The organism is Microbacterium sp. UMB0228 (assembly GCF_002871415.1).
Lineage (GTDB): Bacteria > Actinomycetota > Actinomycetes > Actinomycetales > Microbacteriaceae > Microbacterium.
The window spans coordinates 129,374-146,304 of sequence record NZ_PNFU01000003.1 but is presented as its reverse complement, the minus strand read 5'-3'; the positions used below and the strand labels follow the sequence as shown (position 1 = coordinate 146,304).

At 70.0% G+C, this 16,931-nt stretch carries 18 protein-coding genes; 5 read left to right on the top strand and 13 right to left on the bottom strand.

From position 1 onward, the window contains the following. Positions 1-1,605 (bottom strand): maltose ABC transporter permease MalF, encoded by a 1,605-nt coding sequence (malF, locus tag CJ226_RS07970; RefSeq protein ID WP_102208857.1) that lies wholly within the window; start codon positions 1,603-1,605, stop codon positions 1-3. Positions 1,606-1,677: 72 nt separating this feature from the next. Further along, on the bottom strand, positions 1,678-2,889 hold the full coding sequence (locus CJ226_RS07965; RefSeq protein WP_102208856.1) for a maltose ABC transporter substrate-binding protein: 1,212 nt from the start codon (positions 2,887-2,889) through the stop codon (positions 1,678-1,680). A gap of 222 nt (positions 2,890-3,111) precedes the next feature. Between CJ226_RS07965 and CJ226_RS07960 the strand changes: the two genes are divergently transcribed. Then, a complete protein-coding gene (locus CJ226_RS07960; RefSeq protein ID WP_062632886.1) occupies positions 3,112-3,528 on the top strand; it encodes a hypothetical protein in 417 nt (138 codons plus the stop codon). A 31-nt stretch (positions 3,529-3,559) separates the two neighbouring features. Here the strand turns inward: CJ226_RS07960 and CJ226_RS07955 are convergent, their stop codons facing one another. Next, positions 3,560-4,033, bottom strand: coding sequence for an NUDIX domain-containing protein (locus CJ226_RS07955; protein WP_257996575.1), 474 nt, complete (start codon positions 4,031-4,033; stop codon positions 3,560-3,562). 84 nt (positions 4,034-4,117) lie between these two features. On the opposite strand from CJ226_RS07955, the gene CJ226_RS07950 reads away from it, so the two are divergent. Further along, positions 4,118-4,606, top strand: a complete 489-nt coding sequence (locus tag CJ226_RS07950; protein WP_025102421.1) for a YajQ family cyclic di-GMP-binding protein — start codon at positions 4,118-4,120, stop codon at positions 4,604-4,606. Between the two features lie 114 nt (positions 4,607-4,720). Here CJ226_RS07950 and CJ226_RS07945 read toward each other — a convergent pair whose 3' ends face one another. Together CJ226_RS07945 and CJ226_RS07940 are read right to left on the bottom strand one after the other, a co-directional pair. Continuing rightward, positions 4,721-5,635: a type II toxin-antitoxin system HipA family toxin gene (locus CJ226_RS07945; protein ID WP_062632890.1), complete on the bottom strand. Its 915-nt coding sequence runs from the start codon at positions 5,633-5,635 to the stop codon at positions 4,721-4,723. 260 nt (positions 5,636-5,895) lie between these two features. Then, the gene (locus CJ226_RS07940; protein WP_062632891.1) at positions 5,896-6,201 is read right to left on the bottom strand and encodes a helix-turn-helix domain-containing protein; all 306 of its coding nucleotides are present in this window, start codon (positions 6,199-6,201) and stop codon (positions 5,896-5,898) included. A gap of 503 nt (positions 6,202-6,704) precedes the next feature. Here CJ226_RS07940 and CJ226_RS07935 point away from each other — a divergent pair. Continuing rightward, positions 6,705-7,337 (top strand): GntR family transcriptional regulator, encoded by a 633-nt coding sequence (locus CJ226_RS07935; protein ID WP_102208853.1) that lies wholly within the window; start codon positions 6,705-6,707, stop codon positions 7,335-7,337. Here CJ226_RS07935 and CJ226_RS07930 read toward each other — a convergent pair. Genes CJ226_RS07930 through CJ226_RS07910 form a run of 5 tightly spaced genes read right to left on the bottom strand, consistent with a single transcriptional unit; the run spans position 7,328 to position 12,212 of the window. Then, complete coding sequence (locus CJ226_RS07930) at positions 7,328-8,338, bottom strand: alpha/beta hydrolase (RefSeq protein WP_102208852.1); 1,011 nt, start codon at positions 8,336-8,338, stop codon at positions 7,328-7,330. The genes CJ226_RS07935 and CJ226_RS07930 overlap by 10 nt on opposite strands. 57 nt (positions 8,339-8,395) lie before the next feature. After that, complete coding sequence (locus CJ226_RS07925; RefSeq protein WP_062632898.1) at positions 8,396-9,769, bottom strand: FAD-dependent oxidoreductase; 1,374 nt, start codon at positions 9,767-9,769, stop codon at positions 8,396-8,398. A 58-nt stretch (positions 9,770-9,827) separates the two neighbouring features. Beyond that, positions 9,828-10,889 carry a polyprenyl synthetase family protein gene (locus CJ226_RS07920; RefSeq protein ID WP_102208851.1) on the bottom strand — a complete coding sequence of 354 codons (1,062 nt, stop codon included), beginning with the start codon at positions 10,887-10,889 and terminating at the stop codon, positions 9,828-9,830. Positions 10,890-10,932: 43 nt separating this feature from the next. Next, complete coding sequence (locus CJ226_RS07915) at positions 10,933-11,592, bottom strand: class I SAM-dependent methyltransferase (protein WP_374754531.1); 660 nt, start codon at positions 11,590-11,592, stop codon at positions 10,933-10,935. Between the two features lie 56 nt (positions 11,593-11,648). Continuing rightward, on the bottom strand, positions 11,649-12,212 hold the full coding sequence (locus tag CJ226_RS07910) for a DUF402 domain-containing protein (protein WP_102208849.1): 564 nt from the start codon (positions 12,210-12,212) through the stop codon (positions 11,649-11,651). 35 nt (positions 12,213-12,247) lie between these two features. On the opposite strand from CJ226_RS07910, the gene CJ226_RS07905 reads away from it, so the two are divergent. After that, entirely contained in the window at positions 12,248-13,501 is a 1,254-nt protein-coding gene (locus CJ226_RS07905; RefSeq protein ID WP_102208848.1) for an isochorismate synthase MenF, read from the top strand. A gap of 12 nt (positions 13,502-13,513) precedes the next feature. Here the strand turns inward: CJ226_RS07905 and CJ226_RS07900 are convergent, their stop codons facing one another. The 3 genes from CJ226_RS07900 to CJ226_RS07890 are packed head-to-tail and all read right to left on the bottom strand — an operon-like array spanning position 13,514 to position 16,387. Further along, positions 13,514-14,356: a polyphosphate kinase 2 family protein gene (locus CJ226_RS07900; RefSeq protein WP_102208847.1), complete on the bottom strand. Its 843-nt coding sequence runs from the start codon at positions 14,354-14,356 to the stop codon at positions 13,514-13,516. 16 nt (positions 14,357-14,372) lie between these two features. Then, positions 14,373-16,022 (bottom strand): 2-succinyl-5-enolpyruvyl-6-hydroxy-3-cyclohexene-1-carboxylic-acid synthase, encoded by a 1,650-nt coding sequence (gene menD / locus CJ226_RS07895; protein WP_102209125.1) that lies wholly within the window; start codon positions 16,020-16,022, stop codon positions 14,373-14,375. A gap of 14 nt (positions 16,023-16,036) precedes the next feature. Further along, a complete protein-coding gene (locus CJ226_RS07890) occupies positions 16,037-16,387 on the bottom strand; it encodes a PLD nuclease N-terminal domain-containing protein (protein WP_062632909.1) in 351 nt (116 codons plus the stop codon). A 74-nt stretch (positions 16,388-16,461) separates the two neighbouring features. Here CJ226_RS07890 and CJ226_RS07885 point away from each other — a divergent pair, with 74 nt between their 5' ends. Then, entirely contained in the window at positions 16,462-16,884 is a 423-nt protein-coding gene (locus CJ226_RS07885; RefSeq protein WP_102208846.1) for a hypothetical protein, read from the top strand. The last annotated feature ends 47 nt before the right edge of the window (positions 16,885-16,931 follow it).

Sequence of the window (16,931 nt, the reverse complement as noted above, 5' to 3'; positions counted from 1 at the left end):
TCAGTTCAGCTCCTCGAGGGCCTTGGTCTTGCGGAAGCTGATGATCGAGATCGTCGCGACCACGACGAAGATCAGGATCGTGAAGGCGGAGGCGAGACCGTAGTCGCGGGTCTGCCCGGTGAAGGCCACCTTGTAGACCATCGAGATGAGGATGTCGGTGTGGCCGACGGGGATCGACACGTCGCTGAAGCGGGGGCCGCCCTTGGTCAGCATGTAGATCAGGTTGAAGTTGTTGAAGTTGAACGCGAACGACGAGATCAGCAGCGGCGCCACGGTCACCAGCAGCAGCGGCAGCTTGATGCGGCGGAAGATCTGCCACGCGTTCGCGCCGTCCATCACGGCGGCCTCGTTCACGTCGTCCGGGATGCCCTGCAGCGCGCCCATGCAGACGAGGAACATGTACGGGAAGCCGAGCCAGAGGTTCACCAGCAGCACGGACACCTTCGCCAGCACCGGATCGGTGAGCCACGGGATGGACGCGCCACCGAACAGCACCTGGTTGATGAACCCGAAGCTCTCGTTCATCATCCCTGCCCAGACGAGCGCGGAGAGGAACGCCGGGAAGGCGTACGGGAGGATGAGGATGATCCGGTAGCCGTTGCGGAAGCGCATGCGCTTGTTGTTGAAGACGAGCGCGAGCAGCAGGCCGAGGAAGAAGGTCGTCGCGACGGACACCAGCGCGAAGACGAAAGTCCAGACGGTGACCGAGATGAGCGGACCGCGGATGGACTCGTCGGTCACCGCGCGGACGAAGTTGTCGAAGCCGACCGTGGTCTGCCAGCCGGGCAGCAGCTGCTCGCCGTCCTCCGCAGTGAACGCACCGTCGCCGGTGTCGCTGTAGACCGTGCCGGTCGCGGTGTCCGTGATCGTGTCGGCATCGGCGTCGTAGGTCAGCGTCGAGACGTACAGGTAGCCGTTCTGCCCGTCGGGTGCACGGAGGCTGCCCTCGTTGGGGTCGTCGCTGAAGGGGACGGAGAGCTGCTCCAGCTCCTCCGACAGCGTGAAGACGGTGGCGAGCGGAAGCGTGGTCCACCCGTCGACGGCGACGGCCTTGCCACCCTCGAACTCCGCGTCGACCTCGGCGAGAGGCTGCTCCGCCGTGCCGAGGAGGGCATCCCCGTCCTCGGGATCCGTGACGAGGAGGCCGTAGGTGCCGAACTGCTCGACCACCGTGACGGGGTACGTCGGAGAGTCCTCGACGCGCTCCTGCGCGGAGGCGAGCAGCGACGAGATCGCCTGCTCCTTGCTCCCGTTGTGACCGGTGCCGTAGTTCGTGAAGCCGATGTAGCCCGTGTAGAGGAGCGTGAAGACCTGGAACAGGACCAGGAAGATGATGCCGGGCGTGAGGTACTTCGCCGCGATGCGCTTGCGGGAGAAGTAGATGTAGTTGACGACGACCGTCACCGCGACGACGAGGCCGAGCACCAGCCACTCGCGTTGCACGAGCAGCACGAACACGGCGTAGACGGCGATCGCGTCCACGATCGCCAGCAACAGGATCTTGAGCAGCATCCACCCGATCGGTCGGGAGGCCGCCTCGGCGATCTTCGCCGCCTGGCGCTGCCGAGGCGTGGGGGGCGCGGTGCGCTCTTCGGTGTCTGTCATGTCGTCCTCGTCATGGTCCTGCCGGGGCGGGCTGGGTGGCCCGCCCCGGCAGGGTCGTCATCTTGTCGGCCGTTACTCGATCGCGGCGGTCACGTCGTCGACGAGCTTCTGCCACGTCGCCTGCGGGTCCTCGCCGTTGATGATGGCGGCCTCGGCCACGCCCCAGAACTGCCAGACCGCGCCCATGGCGGGGATCGCCGGCATGGGGACCGCGTCGGCGCCGACGGACTGGAAGCCGGCGATGATCGGGTCGGACGCCGCGGTGTCGGCGGCAGCCGTGAGGGCCGGGAGGACGTTGCCGGCCTTGAACAGCTCCAGCTGCACGTCCTCCGTGCCGAGGTAGTTGACGAGGAAGTCGTTGGCCGCGACCTTGTTCTTCGACTCGGCGCTCACGAAGAAGCCCTTGACGCCGGCGAACGGCGAGGCCGTCTCCCCCGTCGGGCTCGGGATCGGGTCGATCTCGACGTTGATGCCCGCCTCGGTGGCCGCGCCCACGTTCCACGGGCCGGTCAGCCAGAAGGCGGCGGTGCCGTCGAGGAACTGCTGCTTGGCGATCTCACCGTCGATGTCGGTGTTCAGCGTGCCGGCCGCGCCCTGCGCCCCCAGCCAGTCGGCGAAGGCGAAGCCGCCCTCGCTGCCGAGCTGCAGGTCGGTCGGGTCGTAGCTACCGCTGTCATCGGTGCCGAAGACCGGAGCGCCGAACGCGGTCTGGAACGGGTACAGGTGGTACGGGTTGCCCTCGGCGCCCTGCTCCACGACGAACGTGCCCTTCGAGACCATGTCGTCGAAGCTCGTCGCGGGCTCGGGGACGAGGTCCGCGTTGCGCAGGACCGCGATGTTCTCGACCGCGTACGGGAGCATGTAGACGGTGCCCTCATAGGTCGCCGCCTGGAGCGCGACGGGGAGGTAGTCCTCGGAGCTGTCGCCGAGCTCGATCGGCGCGACGACACCGTTGGTCGAGAGCTCGCCGAGCCAGTCGTGAGCGCCCATGACCACGTCGGGGCCCTTGCCGGTCGGGACCTGCTGGATGAAGTCGTCCTTCATGTCGTCGACGGACTTCCCCACCAGCTTGACCGTGACACCGGTCTTCTCCTGGTACGCGTCCGCCGCGCCCTGCAGCGCGTCGACCCGCTCGGCGTCGACCCAGACGGTCAGCGTGCCGCCGCTGTCCGCACCGGAGGAAGAGTCGTCGCCGCCGGAGCCGGTCGAGCAGCCGGCGAGCGTCAGAGCCGAAACGATGGCGATGGCGCCCGCGGCGACCATGCCCCTCTTGTTCACCTTCATTGGTGTGTGCCTCTCTCAGTGCTGAGCGCCTGCAAGACTGCAAGCGCTTACAGTATGCATCGTTTCGAAAGACGATCACAATCCGCAACAGCGTCGATATCAACCCGTGATCGGCCCGGCGCCCGGCGGGAGGCATGAAAACGCTTCCATCTCCGCCGGAGTTCGAACCTTTCGCGACTGCGCGGGGTTCCACGTACGGCTCATCTGCGAGAGCATCGCTGGATGGGGATCCACGTTCGGGCGGCTGCCGCCGTCGTCGTCCTGTCCACGGTCGCGCTCACCGGATGCACCAGCGTGGGAGCCGCATACGCCGTGCTCGATCGGGAAGCCGGGGCGCGGGACGAGGTTCCGGCAGATCTGCCCGGCTACGCGTGGGACGACGTGGACCAGGCGACAGCCCGGTTCGTCGGCGAAGACGAAGGGACATCCCTGTGGCTCGCTCGCGCCCGCGACGACGCTTCCGCATGCCTCCTGGCGTACGCCGACGAGGAGAGCTGGGTGCTCGGGTGCGGCGGTGACGGCGCGCCCTTCTCGGTGGGAGGCATCACGGGCACGTTCACCGTCGTCCCCGACGGTGCGCCCGCTCCGGAGGGGATGACTCGGATCTCCGAGAACGTCTACACGGCGAGCGCCGGCTAGCGGGCCCCCGGGCCAGGTGGTGGCGCACGCGTCAGCGCACGGGCTCCCCGACACCACGATGCGGCGCATCGCGGATGACGCGGTCGATCCAGTCACGCCGCGGCAAGGAGGCGATGGCCTCTCGGGGGAACCAGCCCAGTTCGACGATCTCGTCCATGTCCGGTGCCGGGTCACTGAGCAGTTCGCACTCGTATGCGACCGTGACGTAGCCGACCTGGTCGCCGTTCGGATAGGTCACCGCCATCGGGTCGCCACCGTACGCGCCGATCAATCCTGTGATCCGCAGACGCGCTCCCGTCTCCTCGAGGACTTCGCGGGCGACCGCGTCCGCGGGCTCTTCACCGGGCTCCATGCCGCCCCCGAGCAGACTCCACACGCCGGAGTGCGCGTGCCGGGCCAGCAGGAACCGTTCGCCGTCGCGGATGACGGCGGTGACACCGGGCAGCAGGAGGAAGTCGTGTCCGATCCGCGCACGGATCGCCTCGACGTAGGGCGACATCGGCATCGACGAAGTCTAGGCGCCGGGCGACGCGCTCCCGGGGCGCCGCGCCCACGGGACTTTCCGCACACCCCCGGATACAGTTAAGGCATGGCTGACAGTTCCTTTGACATCGTCTCGAAAGTGGATCGCCAGGAGGCCGAGAACGCTCTGAACCAGGCGCGCAAAGAGGTGGAGCAGCGCTACGACTTCAAGGGGACCGGTGCTTCGATCGCCTGGAGCGGCGAGCAGATCCTCATCACCGCGAACACCGAGGAGCGCGCGAACGCCGTCCTCGACGTGTTCCAGTCCAAGCTCATCAAGCGCGGCATCTCCCTGAAGAGCCTCGACTCGGGCGAGCCCTTCGCCAGCGGCAAGGAGTTCCGCATCCTGTCGAGCCTGAAGGACGGCATCTCCTCCGAGAACGCGAAGAAGATCGGCAAGATCATCCGCGACGAAGGCCCCAAGGGCGTGAAGAGCCAGATCCAGGGCGACGAGCTGCGCGTGCAGTCCAAGAGCCGCGACGACCTCCAGGCCGTGATCGCTCTCCTCAAGGGCAGCGACCTCGACATCGATCTGCAGTTCATCAACTACCGCTGACTCTACTCCGCGGCCCGAGCATTCCTGGTTCAGTCCACCGGGAGCCCGCGCGAGCCGGAATCACACCGACAGAAGCGCCCGTTTCCCGACGGGCGCTTCTTGCGTCACGGGTCGTCAGCCCAGGGCGGCAGCGGCGGAGGCGATTCGTGTGGCCATCATCTCGATCGAGACGGCGTCCGCACCGTGGGCTTCCGCGACACGCGGCATCCGACGCACCACAGGCCGCAGCCGGTCGAGGAACTCGGTGACTTCTGACTGCTTCACGCGGAACAGATCGAGCGCATCCCTTCGGAGAAAGGAATCGAGGACGAGGTCGCGGTTGCCGAAGAGGGAGAGCTGATGCTCGTTCCCGTCGGAGAGCGGCTCAGGGTTCACATCGAATGCCGGAGAGGGCCTCCAATCTGCCCCCCAGCGCAGGAAGCCATGGTTCCGAAGATGGTCGTCAAGGTTCCCGATGAGCGCACCGAAGACTGCTCGTCTCCAGAGCTCGGTCGTATCGGAGCCGGAGACCTGCGCGAAGTCGACCACGTCGAGCCAGTCACCACCCTCGCCGTCGGTGGCTTCCAGTGCGGTCATCGCGGAGATGTACGGGACTCGGATGTCGTCTTCTCTGCGATCGAAGCGCTTGAGGAACAGGACCGTCCGTTCGATTCCGTCCACCGCGATCCGCTTCGTCTGATGCGGAGGGACGTCTATGCCGACTGCTCCCATCGCATCGAGCATCACCCCCTCCCACGCCATCACGTTCCACTCATCACCGACGGGCTTGGGGAACTTCGCGAGCCAGAGGTCAGCACCGATCCTCACGTTGGCTTTGGGACGAGCACCCCCGAGGGAACCGGTGGCACGGAAGAGTCGCCGAACCGCAACGTCGTCGATGTCCTGTTCTCCCCGCTCGACCTGATCGGCGACGTGGATGATGTCGGCGAGATCGGCCTCCACCGGCACGCCGTCCCCCGGCGCGACCGCGACGCCGTCGGCCCAGAACCGCGTTGCTCCTTGGCGCCCCTCGTCGTTGACGCCGAACATCAGAGTCAACTCGTCAAGCCGGCGACCGGCTGCGCGATTCTGCACCTTCCGACCCCAGGTCGGGGGCCGAGTCTCCGAACGGATTGTTGGGAAGGAGTGGTTGGGCGCCAGGAAACAGGCCCAGAGCGGGGGCCAACTCGAACGCCGTCCGCATGCGCAGGTATCCAGAGTCATACTCGAATGAGCCCGAGGCCCGGGTGCGGTAGATCCTGCCCGCAAGGACCTCGTTCCCGTTGACGACGGTCGTGACATCGTAGACATCAACCATCGGAGCGCACCCGTACGCGTTCGGGCAGCTTCTCGTCCGCCAGGAGGCGCCCCCGCTCGGTGTTGAACGGATCACTGGCCGCGACGACCGCATCCATGAGTCCGAGAACGCGCATGACTCGGAGCGTGACCTCGAGAGTCGTGCCTTCGCCGTTCTCAAGCCGGCTCATCGTCTGAGGAGTAGTTCCGGCCCGCTCAGCGACCATCTTGGCGGTCAGTCCCAGCAACTTGCGCTGGGTCGCGAGGTTTTGCCCGATCGTGCGGACAGCCCGCTTCACGGGGATCGGTGTCGTGGCCATGCGATCAGTTTAGATCACTAAATAATGATCCAAAACCCCTTTACATCCAAATAATTAGATGCAACGTTCCAAGCATGCGCTCTGCCTCCGCGCGACTCCCTGATGATCAGCGCATTCTGGCCCGCCGTCACGAGCTTCTTTTCCCCGGTCAACGCATACCGAGATATCGGTGTTCTTCGTCGAGACTGGAAGCGGTCGTGACTCGTCACGACTCCGACGCCATCCCCGCCCGACACCCGATCGCCGCGGTGGGTGCGCTTCGAGGATGCCACGCCGGCTCAGGGGAGGGAGCGGCGCGGGCCCCCGAAGCTCGCGTCGGCCTGGGGTCTGCCGACGTCGCACGCCGACCGGTCCCGGGTTCATGACAGGCCTCCCCGCCCGCTGCGCGCCCTCACGCGGATCGGCCCCCCGAGGAGGCATGACGGCAATCCTGCGGCCGTCGCTCCCCTCATCGCCCGGGAGCGGACGTCGGGCGCAGACCAAGAACCACCGGGGGCTGGGCCATGGCGCAGATCGAGTCGAAGAGCATCGGAGAGAACAAGCAGCTGCTGGCGGATGAGGTGTTCCACCACATCGGGCGGCTGATCACGGAGGGAGAGTTCGCCGAGGGCGACCGGATCCGGGACGTCGACGTGGCGGACGAGCTTCACGTCTCGCGGACGCCGGTGCGCGAAGCACTGCAGCGCTTGGAGCGACTGGGACTGGTGACGATGTACCCGAGCCGGTACACGGAGGTGACGACGGTTACGCCGCAGGTGGTGGCCGAGTCGCTGGAGTTCGCCGGCTACCAGGGCGGCATCACGGCCCGGATGGCGGTGCCGCGGCTGAGCGCGGTCCAGCGCGAGCGGGTGCAGGAGCTCATCACGCGGATGCAGGACTCGCTCACGGACGGCGCGTCCACGGCACGGGCGCGATGGGCGGTCTTCGCGTACCTCGCCGACCACAGCGGGAACCGTCAGCACCGGATGCTCATCGACGATGTCGCCGTCGCGGTGACCCGGAACCTGCGCGCCTGGGTGGTGCGCCCCGGCGATCGTGAGCGGATGCGACAGGTGTATGCCGACTTCGCCGAAGCGGTGCGCACCGGCGACGGCGACGAGGCGGAGCGCCTCGCGCGCGCGATGTACTACGTCTGAGCGGCGCGCCAGCCGACGACCCAGCGGTGCAGGCGACGATACGCGTCCTCGCGGGCTTCATGCCGGGACAGGAAGACGTCGTGCAGGGCGCCGTCGATCCGTTCGACGGTCACGGAGGAACCGAGCCGCAGGGCCGCGCGGGCGATGTCGTCGACGACGAGGACGGAGTCGGCGGACGTCAGCTCCTCCGACCACCGGGTCGGCGGCACGAACCGCTTCGACAGCAGGACGCAGACCGGCGCTGGGATGTCCAGACCCGCGGCGACGGCCTTGTGCCCGGTGAGGATCGCGTTGAGCCACCCGGCGTACACGGCCATCGTCTGCACGGGACGCCACGCGGTGTTGACCTCCATCGGGTCGTCGGGGTCGGCCACCTCCTGCTGCGCCCGCGTGTAGTAGCCGAGATCGACCTGCGGCGCGACGTCGAGCGGCCGGATCCGCGCCTGGAACTCCACCATCGGGGCGATCGCGGCGCGCACGGGGGCGAACTGGAACTCGAGCCAGGGACTGTTCAGGATGAGGGCATCGGCCGCGCCGGGATGCCGGGACGCCCACAGGCTCAGCGTCAGCCCGCCGGTCGAGTGCCCGAGCAGGATCAGGCGTCGCCCGCTCTCCGCGCCGCCCTCGCCGCGCCCCATCGCGTCCAGGGCTGCGGCGATGTCCTCGTCGTACGTGGACAGGTCGGTGATGTAGCCCGGGGTCTGGCCCTCGCGCAGACTGCGCCCGTACTTGCGGAGGTCGAGGGCGAAGAAGCGGGCACCACGAGCGGTCCAGAATCGGGCCAACCGCTTCTGGAAGAAGTAGTCCGACCACCCGTGGATGTAGAGCACGTCCACGCCCTCGAGCAGCGGGCGACGGCGCCGGGCGCGCTCCCACCACGGGACCGGAGCCGGCAGCGCGCGCACGAGGGTGGCCGCCACCGGACCCTGCTCGTCACTGCCGAGGTCGAGGGTGAGCTGGGCGAACTCGTCTCCGAGCACATCCGGGATCCACTCGGCCATGCGTCCTCCCCCTCGTGCCCAGGCTAGCCCACGAGACCTCCGGGGAGCGGGATTACGCTACTCGCCGCGGGAGACGCGCACCATCTCCTCGCGCGGGACGACCTTCACGCGTGCCCGCTCCTGCGGCGCGCCGAGGCTGATCTCGTGCTCGTCGAGGCGGTGCCAGCCGTCCAGGTCGGTCCAGGCGACGCCGCGCTCGGCGAGCAGTGCCGGGATGGCCTCCTCGGATGGGTCTTCCGGGTGCCACCACGAGCCCTGGTCGTTGATGAGGTGACGGACGGTCTCCATGGCGTCGGACTTCGTGTGGCCGATGAGGCCGACCGGGCCGCGCTTGATCCAGCCGGTCGCGTAGACGCCGGGGACGCGGTCGTTGGAGTCCTTCGCAAGCACCTGGCCCTCGTGGTTCGGGATGACGCCGTGCTTCTTGTCGAAGGGGACGCCCGGCAGCGGCGAGCCGAAGTAGCCGATCGCGCGATACAGCGCCTGCACGGGTACCTCGCGCAGCTCACCGGTGCCGACCGCACCGCCCTGGCCGTCCGGCTGGGTGCGCTCGTAGACGAGGGCGGCGACGCGGCCGTTCTCGTCGGTGCGCACCTCGACCGGGCGCGCCCAGAAGTGCAGGTGCAGGCGGCGCGAGGCGGTGCCGCCGGCGTTGTTGACGGAGTCGCGCTTGCGCCAGGACTGCAGGATGCGGTCGATGACCATGACCTGCTTGTTGCTCGCGACCGCGTCCTTCGAGGCCTCGTCGTAGTCGAAGTCCTCGTCGTAGACGACCATGTCGACGTCGCGGAGTTCGCCCAGCTCGCGGAGCTCCAGCGGCGTGAACTTCACCTGGGCAGGTCCCCGGCGGCCGAACACGTGCACGTCCGTGACGGCGCTCGCCTTGAGTCCCTCGTACACGTTCTCGGGGACCTCGGTGACGAGGAGGTCCTCCGCGTGCTTCGCGAGCATGCGGGAGACGTCGAGGGCGACGTTGCCGTTGCCGAGGACCGCCACCGACGCGGCGTCCAGCGGCCACTCGCGCGGCACGTCGGGGTGTCCGTCGAACCAGCTCACGTAGTCGGCGGCGCCGTAGGAGCCCACCGCGTCGATGCCGGGGATGTCCAGCGACGTGTCACGGATCGCCCCGGTGGCGAAGATGACTGCGTTGTAGTGCTTCTTGAGGTCGTCGAGCGTGATGTCCTCGCCGAACCGGACGTTGCCGAAGAGGCGGATGTCGCCACGGTCGAGCACGTCGCGCAGAGCGGTGATGATGCCCTTGATGCGGGGGTGGTCGGGGGCGACGCCGTACCGGACGAGTCCGTAGGGGGCGGGGAGCTGCTCGAACAGGTCGATGGACACGTCGAACTTGCGCTCGGCCTTCAGCAGGATGTCCGCGGCGTAGATGCCCGCGGGGCCGGCGCCGACGATGGCCAGTCTCAGCTTGGTCATGGAGGTCCTTTCGTGTGCCGTCGCGGCAGTCACCCGGGCACGCGGCCCGTGCGCGGTGTCAGCTGGAGCGCTCGGCGAGGGTCTCGGCGAATCGGGTGAGCGCTTCACGCACGGTGCCGCGCGGAAGAGCGGTGAGGGCGTCGATCGCCTCCTGCGTCCACGCGTGCGCGAGCTCGAGGGTCTTCTGGGTGACGGCGTGGTCGCGGAGCTCGTCCAGCGGTCCGTCGAGGATGGCCGGGTCGGCGCCGTCGGCGATGAGGGCCACGCCGTCGTCGATACGGGCGGCGAGATCGGCCGCCGTCGCATCCCCTTCCGCCTTGAGCAGCAGGTACGGCATGGTGGGCACGCCCGCGCGCAGGTCGGTGCCGGGGACCTTGCCGGTCTCCTCGGGCTTGGCCGACAGGTCGATCACGTCGTCGAGGAGCTGGAAGGCGACGCCGATCTTCTCGCCGTAGACGCGCAGTGGCTCCTCGTACTCCGCCGGCGCGTTCGAGAAGATCACGCCGCCCTGGGTGGCCGCCGCGATCAGCGAACCGGTCTTGTCCGCGAGCACCTGGATGTAGAACGCGATCGGGTCGTCGTCCGGCTGCGGACCGAGGGTCTCGTGCATCTGCCCGAGGACCAGGCGCTCGAACGTGTCGGCCTGGAGCCGGATGGCGCGCTCGCCGAGCCGCGACATCAGCTGGCTGGCGCGCGAGAAGAGGATGTCGCCGGTGAGGATGGCGATGTTGTTGCCCCACACCGTCTGCGCGGCCGGGACACCGCGGCGGCGGTCGGCGCCGTCCATGACGTCGTCGTGGTAGAGCGAGCCGAGGTGGGTGATCTCCAGCGCCTTCGCGACGTCGATCACCTCTCGGGTGTTGCCGTCGCCGAGCTGGGCCGCGAGCAGCGTGAGGACGGGGCGGATGCGCTTGCCGCCGGCCTCGTACAGATAGCGGCTGGCGGCGTCGGCGAGGGGGTCGGCGACACGCACGTCGTCCGCGAGCCCGGTCTCGACCAGCTCCAGTCCGTCTTCGATGGTGCGGGCGATGCGACGCGCGGCGGGACCGACGAAGACGCGATCGCTGAAGCCGAGACGGCTCGCGAGTCGCGAACCCGGGGCGCTGGGGCTCGAAGTCACGCTCCCAGCCTACCTGCGTCGGGTGCCGCCGTTCGCGCCGTGCTCACGCGGGCTTGCGCGCCCGGTGCAGGGCCACGATGCCGAAGGTGAGGTTGCGGTAGGCGACGTCCTGCCAGCCGGCCTCCCTGATCCATGCGGACAGCCGCTTCTGGTCGGGCCAGTCGCGGATCGACTCGTTCAGATAGTCGTAGGCGTCGCCGTTCGTTCCGGCGACCCGGGCCACGCGCGGGAGCACCTGCGCGTTGTAGAACCGGTAGGCCCCCCGGAAGACTTTCCCCGGAGGCGTGGAGAACTCGTTGATGACGAGGCGGCCGCCCGGCTTGGTCACCCGGTAGAGCTCGCGCAGCGCCTTCTTCGGGTCGTTCACGTTGCGCAGCGCGTACGACATCGTCACCGCGTCGAACTCGTCGTCCGCGAACGGCAGGGCGGTGGCATCCGCCTGCACGAAGGAGAGGTTGCGCATCGCCCCGTGGCGGCGCTGACCCTCGGCGAGCATGCCGGGCGAGAAGTCCGCCGCGACGACCTGCGCGCCGCTGCGGGCGAGGGAGGCGGAGGAGGATGCCGTTCCCGCTCCGAGGTCGAGGATGCGCTCCCCCGGCTTCGGGGCGACGGCGCGGGTGGTCGCGGCCCGCCACAGCGCGTCGTTGCCGAACGTCATCGCGGTGTTCGTGCGGTCGTACCCGGCGGCGACCTGGTCGAACATGCCGCTGACGCGGGCGGGGTCCTTGCCGAGATCGGCGCGGTTCTTGTCGTTCGCGGTCACGCGTCCAGTCTAGGCGCGAGGTCCAGCGCTTCGAGTCGGTCCAGCCACGGATCGGCCGTGGCGTCGTCGAACGGCGCCGTGCGTTCCCTGACCCTCGTCTCGAGGTCGAGCGCCAGCTCCTCCAGATGCCGCATGACGGGGGCCGGGTAGCCGTAGCGGGCGCTGTGCTCCACCCACTCGTCGCGGTCGTCGACCCAGGTGCCGCGCTCGCCCTCCACGCGGACGACGTCGAGGTCCATGTCGATGCCCGTCGCGAGCAGCGGGTCGTCCGACCACCGCACGTCCCACCCGAGGTCGATGTAGACACGCATCCCCCGGGGGTGCCGGCGATTGACGGTGAGCGCGAAGTCGGCGCTCGGCGGGACGAGGGTGACGTTCGGCGTGGCCGCGTGGAACTCCGCCCCCGGGCGGGCGCTGTGCCAGCCGGCGGGCTGCCCCACCCAGTCGCCCCACCGGTCGGCACCGAGGTACACGCACTCGTGGCGCCAGTGCGGCGACCCGTCCCACTTGCGCCACTGGAAGATCATCTCGGCACCGGCTGCGGGACGCGCATCGCTCATCCGCCCACCCTACGTCCGCGGAATAGGCTGGAGTCGTGCAGCACACCCCCCTGGTCGTGGAGACCCGAGAGATCGATCCGGTCGAAGACCTCCTCTCCTTCGCGGACCCCGCCCGCCCGCTCGCCTGGTTCCGCCGCGGCGACGGGATCGTGGCGGTGGGTGAGCCGGTCGCCGAGCTCCGCCCGTCGGCCGAGGAGGGACGCACCCGCGCCGAGACCCTCGCGGCGCTCTGGCAGGGGCTCGCGGCGGCGGCCGAGGTCTCCGATCCGCTGCGTCTCCCCGGAACCGGACTCGTCGCGTTCGGGGCCTTCACCTTCGACGAGGACTCGCGCGCCGACAGCGTGCTCACTATCCCGTCGCGGATCCTCGGCCGCCACGGCGACCGCTTCTGGGAGACCCGCATCCGCCGGTCCGGCGACGAGCGTGCGCCGGGTGCCGTCGAGCCCGCGGAGTACGGACCGCACTGGGCGGGCACCGTGGGCCCCGGAGCGCAGAGCCCCCAGGGCTACCAGGACGCGGTGCGGAGCGCGCTGGCCCGCATCGCGGACGGCGAGCTCAGCAAGGTGGTCCTCGCGCGCGACCTCCAGGGCACCATCCCCGCGGGCTCCGACCTGCGGCGACTCGTCCGCGCGCTCGCCACCGGATACCCGGACACCTGGGTCTTCGCCGTGGACGGACTCATCGGCGCGAGCCCGGAGACCCTCGTCACGGTGCAGGACCGGACGGTGACCGCGCGCGTGCTCGCCGGGACGATCGGACGCGGGGCCGACGCGGACGCCGACACCGCGGCCTCCGCGCACCTCGCCTCCAGCACCAAGGACCTCGACGAGCACCAGTACGCCGTGCAGAGCGTGCTCGCGTCCCTCCGCCCGTACACCAGGGCCCTGGCGGCGAGCGAGCAGCCCTTCCTGCTCAAGCTTCCCAACCTCTTCCACCTCGCGACCGATGTGGAAGGCGAGCTGGAGAACGGCCGCTCGGCCCTCGACCTCGTGCGCGCACTCCACCCGACCGCGGCTGTCGCCGGCACCCCGACACCGACGGCCATCGCCGCCATCCGGGAGCTCGAACCGTTCGACCGCGGGCGCTACGCCGGACCGGTCGGCTGGGTTGACGCGGACGGCAACGGCGAGTGGGCCATCGCCCTGCGGTGCGCGCAGTTCACGTCGACGGACGACGCGATCGCGGTCACCGCCTACGCCGGGGCCGGGATCGTCGCCGGATCGGATCCCGAGAGCGAGCTCCTCGAGACGCGGGTGAAGTTCCGCCCGCTCGTCGACGCGCTGGCTTGAGCCCCCGCGCGGTCAGCTCGCGGCGAGGCGCTTCTTCTCGGCCTCGACGTCGAAGTCGGCCACCGGCCACTGCGGATCGATGTCCTCGAGAGCGGCCAGCAGCAGCTCCTGCACGGCCAGCCGCGCGTACCACTTGGCGTTCGCCGGCACGACGTACCAGGGCGCGGCCTCGGTGGACGTGCGATCGAAGACGGTCTGGTACGCCTCCATGTACTGCGGCCACAGCATCCGCTCGTCGACGTCGCCGGGGTTGTACTTCCAGTGCTTGTCCGGGCGCTCCAGGCGCTCCATGAGCCGCGCTTTCTGCTCCTCCGGGGAGATGTGCAGCATGACTTTGACGATGCGGACGCCGGAGGCCGCGACGCGCTCCTCGAACGCGTTGATCGCGTCGTAGCGCCGCTCGATCTCGGGGGCGTCGGCGAGCTGCCGCACCCGTCCGATGAGCACGTCCTCGTAGTGCGAGCGGTCGAAGACCCCGATGAACCCGGGCTCCGGCAGCCTCTTCTCGACGCGCCACAGGAAGTCGTGCCGGCGCTCCTCCGCCGTCGGCGCCTTGAACGCGGCGAGCGCGACGCCCTGCGGATCGACGCCGCCCACGACGTGCCGGACGATGCCGCCCTTGCCCGCCGAGTCCATCGCCTGCAGGACGAGCAGCACCGCATCCTGGGCGGTGCCCACCCGGCTCTGGGCGAACAGCCGCTCCTGCAGGTCGTTGAGCTGCTCGAGACCTGCCTCGAGGTCGGCCGTGCCGCGGGACTTGCCGTGGTCGTAGCCGGGCTTGCTGTCGGGATCGACGTCGGCGAGGCGGAAGCCGGGCCGCACCCGCAGGTTCTGCGTCCAGGTGTGCGCGTTCATACGCACATGATGCCAGTCACCGCGGCAGCGGCACCTCGATGATCTGGCGACCGCCGCGCGGCGTCGTCAGCGCCTGGTCGAGAGCGGTGCGCGTCGTGACCCGCTGGTACTCCCAGCCGTAGGCGAGCGCGAGGTGCTCCAGACGGACCCCGTGCGGGGTGTAGAACACGCGATCGAGGTGCGCGGCGGGCGCGGTGCCCGCCACCTCCAGGCCGTCGAAGATCGTGCCGCCGCCGTCGTTGCCGACGATGACCTGGAGACGCGGCTCCGTCTCGTCGCTCGGGAACAGCAGCGCACCGACGTCGTGGAGGAACGCGAGGTCGCCGAGCAGCACCCGGGTCACGCCCGGCGCTCCGGCGGCCTGGCTCGCGACGGCGATGCCCGTGGCGGTGGCGATCGTGCCGTCGATCCCGGCGAGTCCCCGGTTGGCGTGCACGGGGACCTTCTTGCCGCCGAGCACCTCGTCGGCGACCCGGACCAGGCGCGACGATCCGAAGACGAGACGGTCGTGCGGCCAGGTGGCCCGCCACACCGCATCCACGAGGCGCTCGCGGTCGAGCGGGCGCCGCACGGCCTCGAGCTCCGCGCGCACGGCGTCGCGGCGGGCGGCGAAGTCGGTGGAGGAGAGTCCTTCGGTATCGGGGGCGTTCTCGCTGAGATCCACGGCCTCGTCGGCGGCGGCCCGCATCCAGGCGCCGAGCCACTCCCGGTCGGCCTCCCCCGACGTGACCGTGACAGCCGCGACGGCGCGGGTACGGTGGTTGAGGTTCAGCTCCTCGCCGCCCCTGCGGACCGCGATCACCTCCACGTCCGTGCGGGACAGCAGGCGCGCGGCCTCGCGGCTGAGCGTCGGGTGTCCGAGCACGACCACCCGTTCGATGCGTCCGCCGAGGTCGTCGCGGGACAGCAGCCGGCGATACCCGTGCACCACCTGGCGTCCGAAGCGTGCGCCACTGATGATCTCCGCGACGAGCGGCCACCCGCCGGCATGGGCGATCTCCTCCGCCGCGGCACCCGCATCGGCGCCCGCGAGGACCACTGTTCGCGGCCCGCGCTCCAGCGCGAACGCCTCCGGCTCCGGAAGCCGCGGCGCCTCCCCCGGCGTCAGCGTCCGTGCCGGCATCGCGCCCGACAGCGGTTCCCGGGACGGCAGGTTCAGGTGCACGGGGCCGGCGACGCCGGGAAGCCCGGACTCGGGTTCCGCCGCCCCCAGCGCGAGGGCCACCACGCGCGCGGCGAGGCCGTCCCACTCGCCGTCTCCGGGAACGGGCGCGTCGATCTGCGCCCGGACCCAGGGGTGGAACAGACCCTCCTGGATGGTCGCCTGGTTCGCACCGACCCCCCGCAGCTCGGGAGGCCGATCGGCGGTGAGCAGCAGCAGCGGAACCCCGGAGTGGAAGGCCTCCATCGTGGCCGGGAGGAGGTTCGCGACAGCCGTGCCGCTGGTGCACACGAGCGCGACGGGGACCCGGGTCTCCCGTGCGATGCCCAGGGCGGTGAATCCGGCGACCCGCTCGTCGATCCGCACATGCACGCGCAGCGCGCCCTCGTCGGCGAAGGCCGCCGCGGCGAGCGCGAGAGCCTGTGACCGCGAGCCGGGAGACAGCACGACATCACGCACGCCGTGAGTCACGAGGTCGGCGAATAGGGAGGCCGCGGCCTCCATCGCGGGCGACGACGTCACGGGCGCGGATCCGCGGCGGGCGGCTCGTCGGTCTCCTCGTCGAGCCGCGCGAGCTCCTCCTCGAGACGACGGATGCGGGCGTCCTGCTCCGCCTTGCTGATGCTGCGGAGGAACGCGGGGTCGTCGTCGGGAGCGATGGTGCGCGGCACGCCCTGGTCGTTCGCCCGGCGACGGCCGATGACGAACCAGAGGATCCCGCCGATGACGGGGATGAGGACGACGATGGCGACCCAGGCGGCCTTGGGCACGCCCCGGTGCCGCGTCGCCGGCTGCACGGCACAGTCGACGATGCTGTACACCCAGAACACGGCGGCGAGGAAGCCGCCGACGATCAGTAGTCTCGCCACCCCTCCAGTGTAGGCATGTCGGGGTCGGACGGGCCCGGGGCGGGCAAAGGCTCCGTTGTTAGACTGCGCGGGACATGCCGCCCCTCGCCCCCGTCCCGACGCCGCGAGCGCACGCCGAGCGGATCCTGCAGAGCCGGATCGTCATCGCCGTCGGCCTCGCGCTCCTGCTCGTCGTCGGTGCGTGGTCGGCCGCGCACGGGACGGCGGATGCGCACGCGACCCTGTGCCTCGCACCGGGCGTCTCTCAGGCCGCCGACACCTCGGCCGCAGGACCAGTCGCCGAGCCCGCTCCGGCGGATCCGGCCGCCGACGCGGTGGCGTGCGCGATGGCCGCCCTCTGCTGCGTCGCCCTCGTCCTCCTCTTCCGTCATCTGCGCACGCGCAGCGGGATCCGTCTCCGCGGCCTCCTCCCCCGGGCGACCGCTCCCCTCCGCGCCGGCCCCCGCCCGTTCCTGCCCGCGGTCTCGCTCATCCAGCTCTCCATCTCCCGCACCTGATCCGACGCCGGCTCCGGCCGCCTCCGCGGCACCCTCGTCGTATCACC

Excerpts from the sequence above, each read along its gene's own strand:
- malF (WP_102208857.1), bottom strand. The coding sequence starts at position 1,605 with ATGACAGACACCGAAGAGCGCACCGCGCCCCCCACGCCTCGGCAGCGC.
- CJ226_RS07965 (WP_102208856.1), bottom strand. The coding sequence starts at position 2,889 with ATGAAGGTGAACAAGAGGGGCATGGTCGCCGCGGGCGCCATCGCCATC.
- CJ226_RS07960 (WP_062632886.1), top strand. The coding sequence starts at position 3,112 with ATGGGGATCCACGTTCGGGCGGCTGCCGCCGTCGTCGTCCTGTCCACG.
- CJ226_RS07955 (WP_257996575.1), bottom strand. The coding sequence starts at position 4,033 with ATGCCGATGTCGCCCTACGTCGAGGCGATCCGTGCGCGGATCGGACAC.
- CJ226_RS07950 (WP_025102421.1), top strand. The coding sequence starts at position 4,118 with ATGGCTGACAGTTCCTTTGACATCGTCTCGAAAGTGGATCGCCAGGAG.
- CJ226_RS07945 (WP_062632890.1), bottom strand. The coding sequence starts at position 5,635 with ATGTTCGGCGTCAACGACGAGGGGCGCCAAGGAGCAACGCGGTTCTGG.
- CJ226_RS07940 (WP_062632891.1), bottom strand. The coding sequence starts at position 6,201 with ATGGCCACGACACCGATCCCCGTGAAGCGGGCTGTCCGCACGATCGGG.
- CJ226_RS07935 (WP_102208853.1), top strand. The coding sequence starts at position 6,705 with ATGGCGCAGATCGAGTCGAAGAGCATCGGAGAGAACAAGCAGCTGCTG.
- CJ226_RS07930 (WP_102208852.1), bottom strand. The coding sequence starts at position 8,338 with ATGGCCGAGTGGATCCCGGATGTGCTCGGAGACGAGTTCGCCCAGCTC.
- CJ226_RS07925 (WP_062632898.1), bottom strand. The coding sequence starts at position 9,769 with ATGACCAAGCTGAGACTGGCCATCGTCGGCGCCGGCCCCGCGGGCATC.
- CJ226_RS07915 (WP_374754531.1), bottom strand. The coding sequence starts at position 11,592 with ATGTTCGACCAGGTCGCCGCCGGGTACGACCGCACGAACACCGCGATG.
- CJ226_RS07910 (WP_102208849.1), bottom strand. The coding sequence starts at position 12,212 with ATGAGCGATGCGCGTCCCGCAGCCGGTGCCGAGATGATCTTCCAGTGG.
- CJ226_RS07900 (WP_102208847.1), bottom strand. The coding sequence starts at position 14,356 with ATGAACGCGCACACCTGGACGCAGAACCTGCGGGTGCGGCCCGGCTTC.
- menD (WP_102209125.1), bottom strand. The coding sequence starts at position 16,022 with ATGGAGGCCGCGGCCTCCCTATTCGCCGACCTCGTGACTCACGGCGTG.
- CJ226_RS07885 (WP_102208846.1), top strand. The coding sequence starts at position 16,462 with ATGCCGCCCCTCGCCCCCGTCCCGACGCCGCGAGCGCACGCCGAGCGG.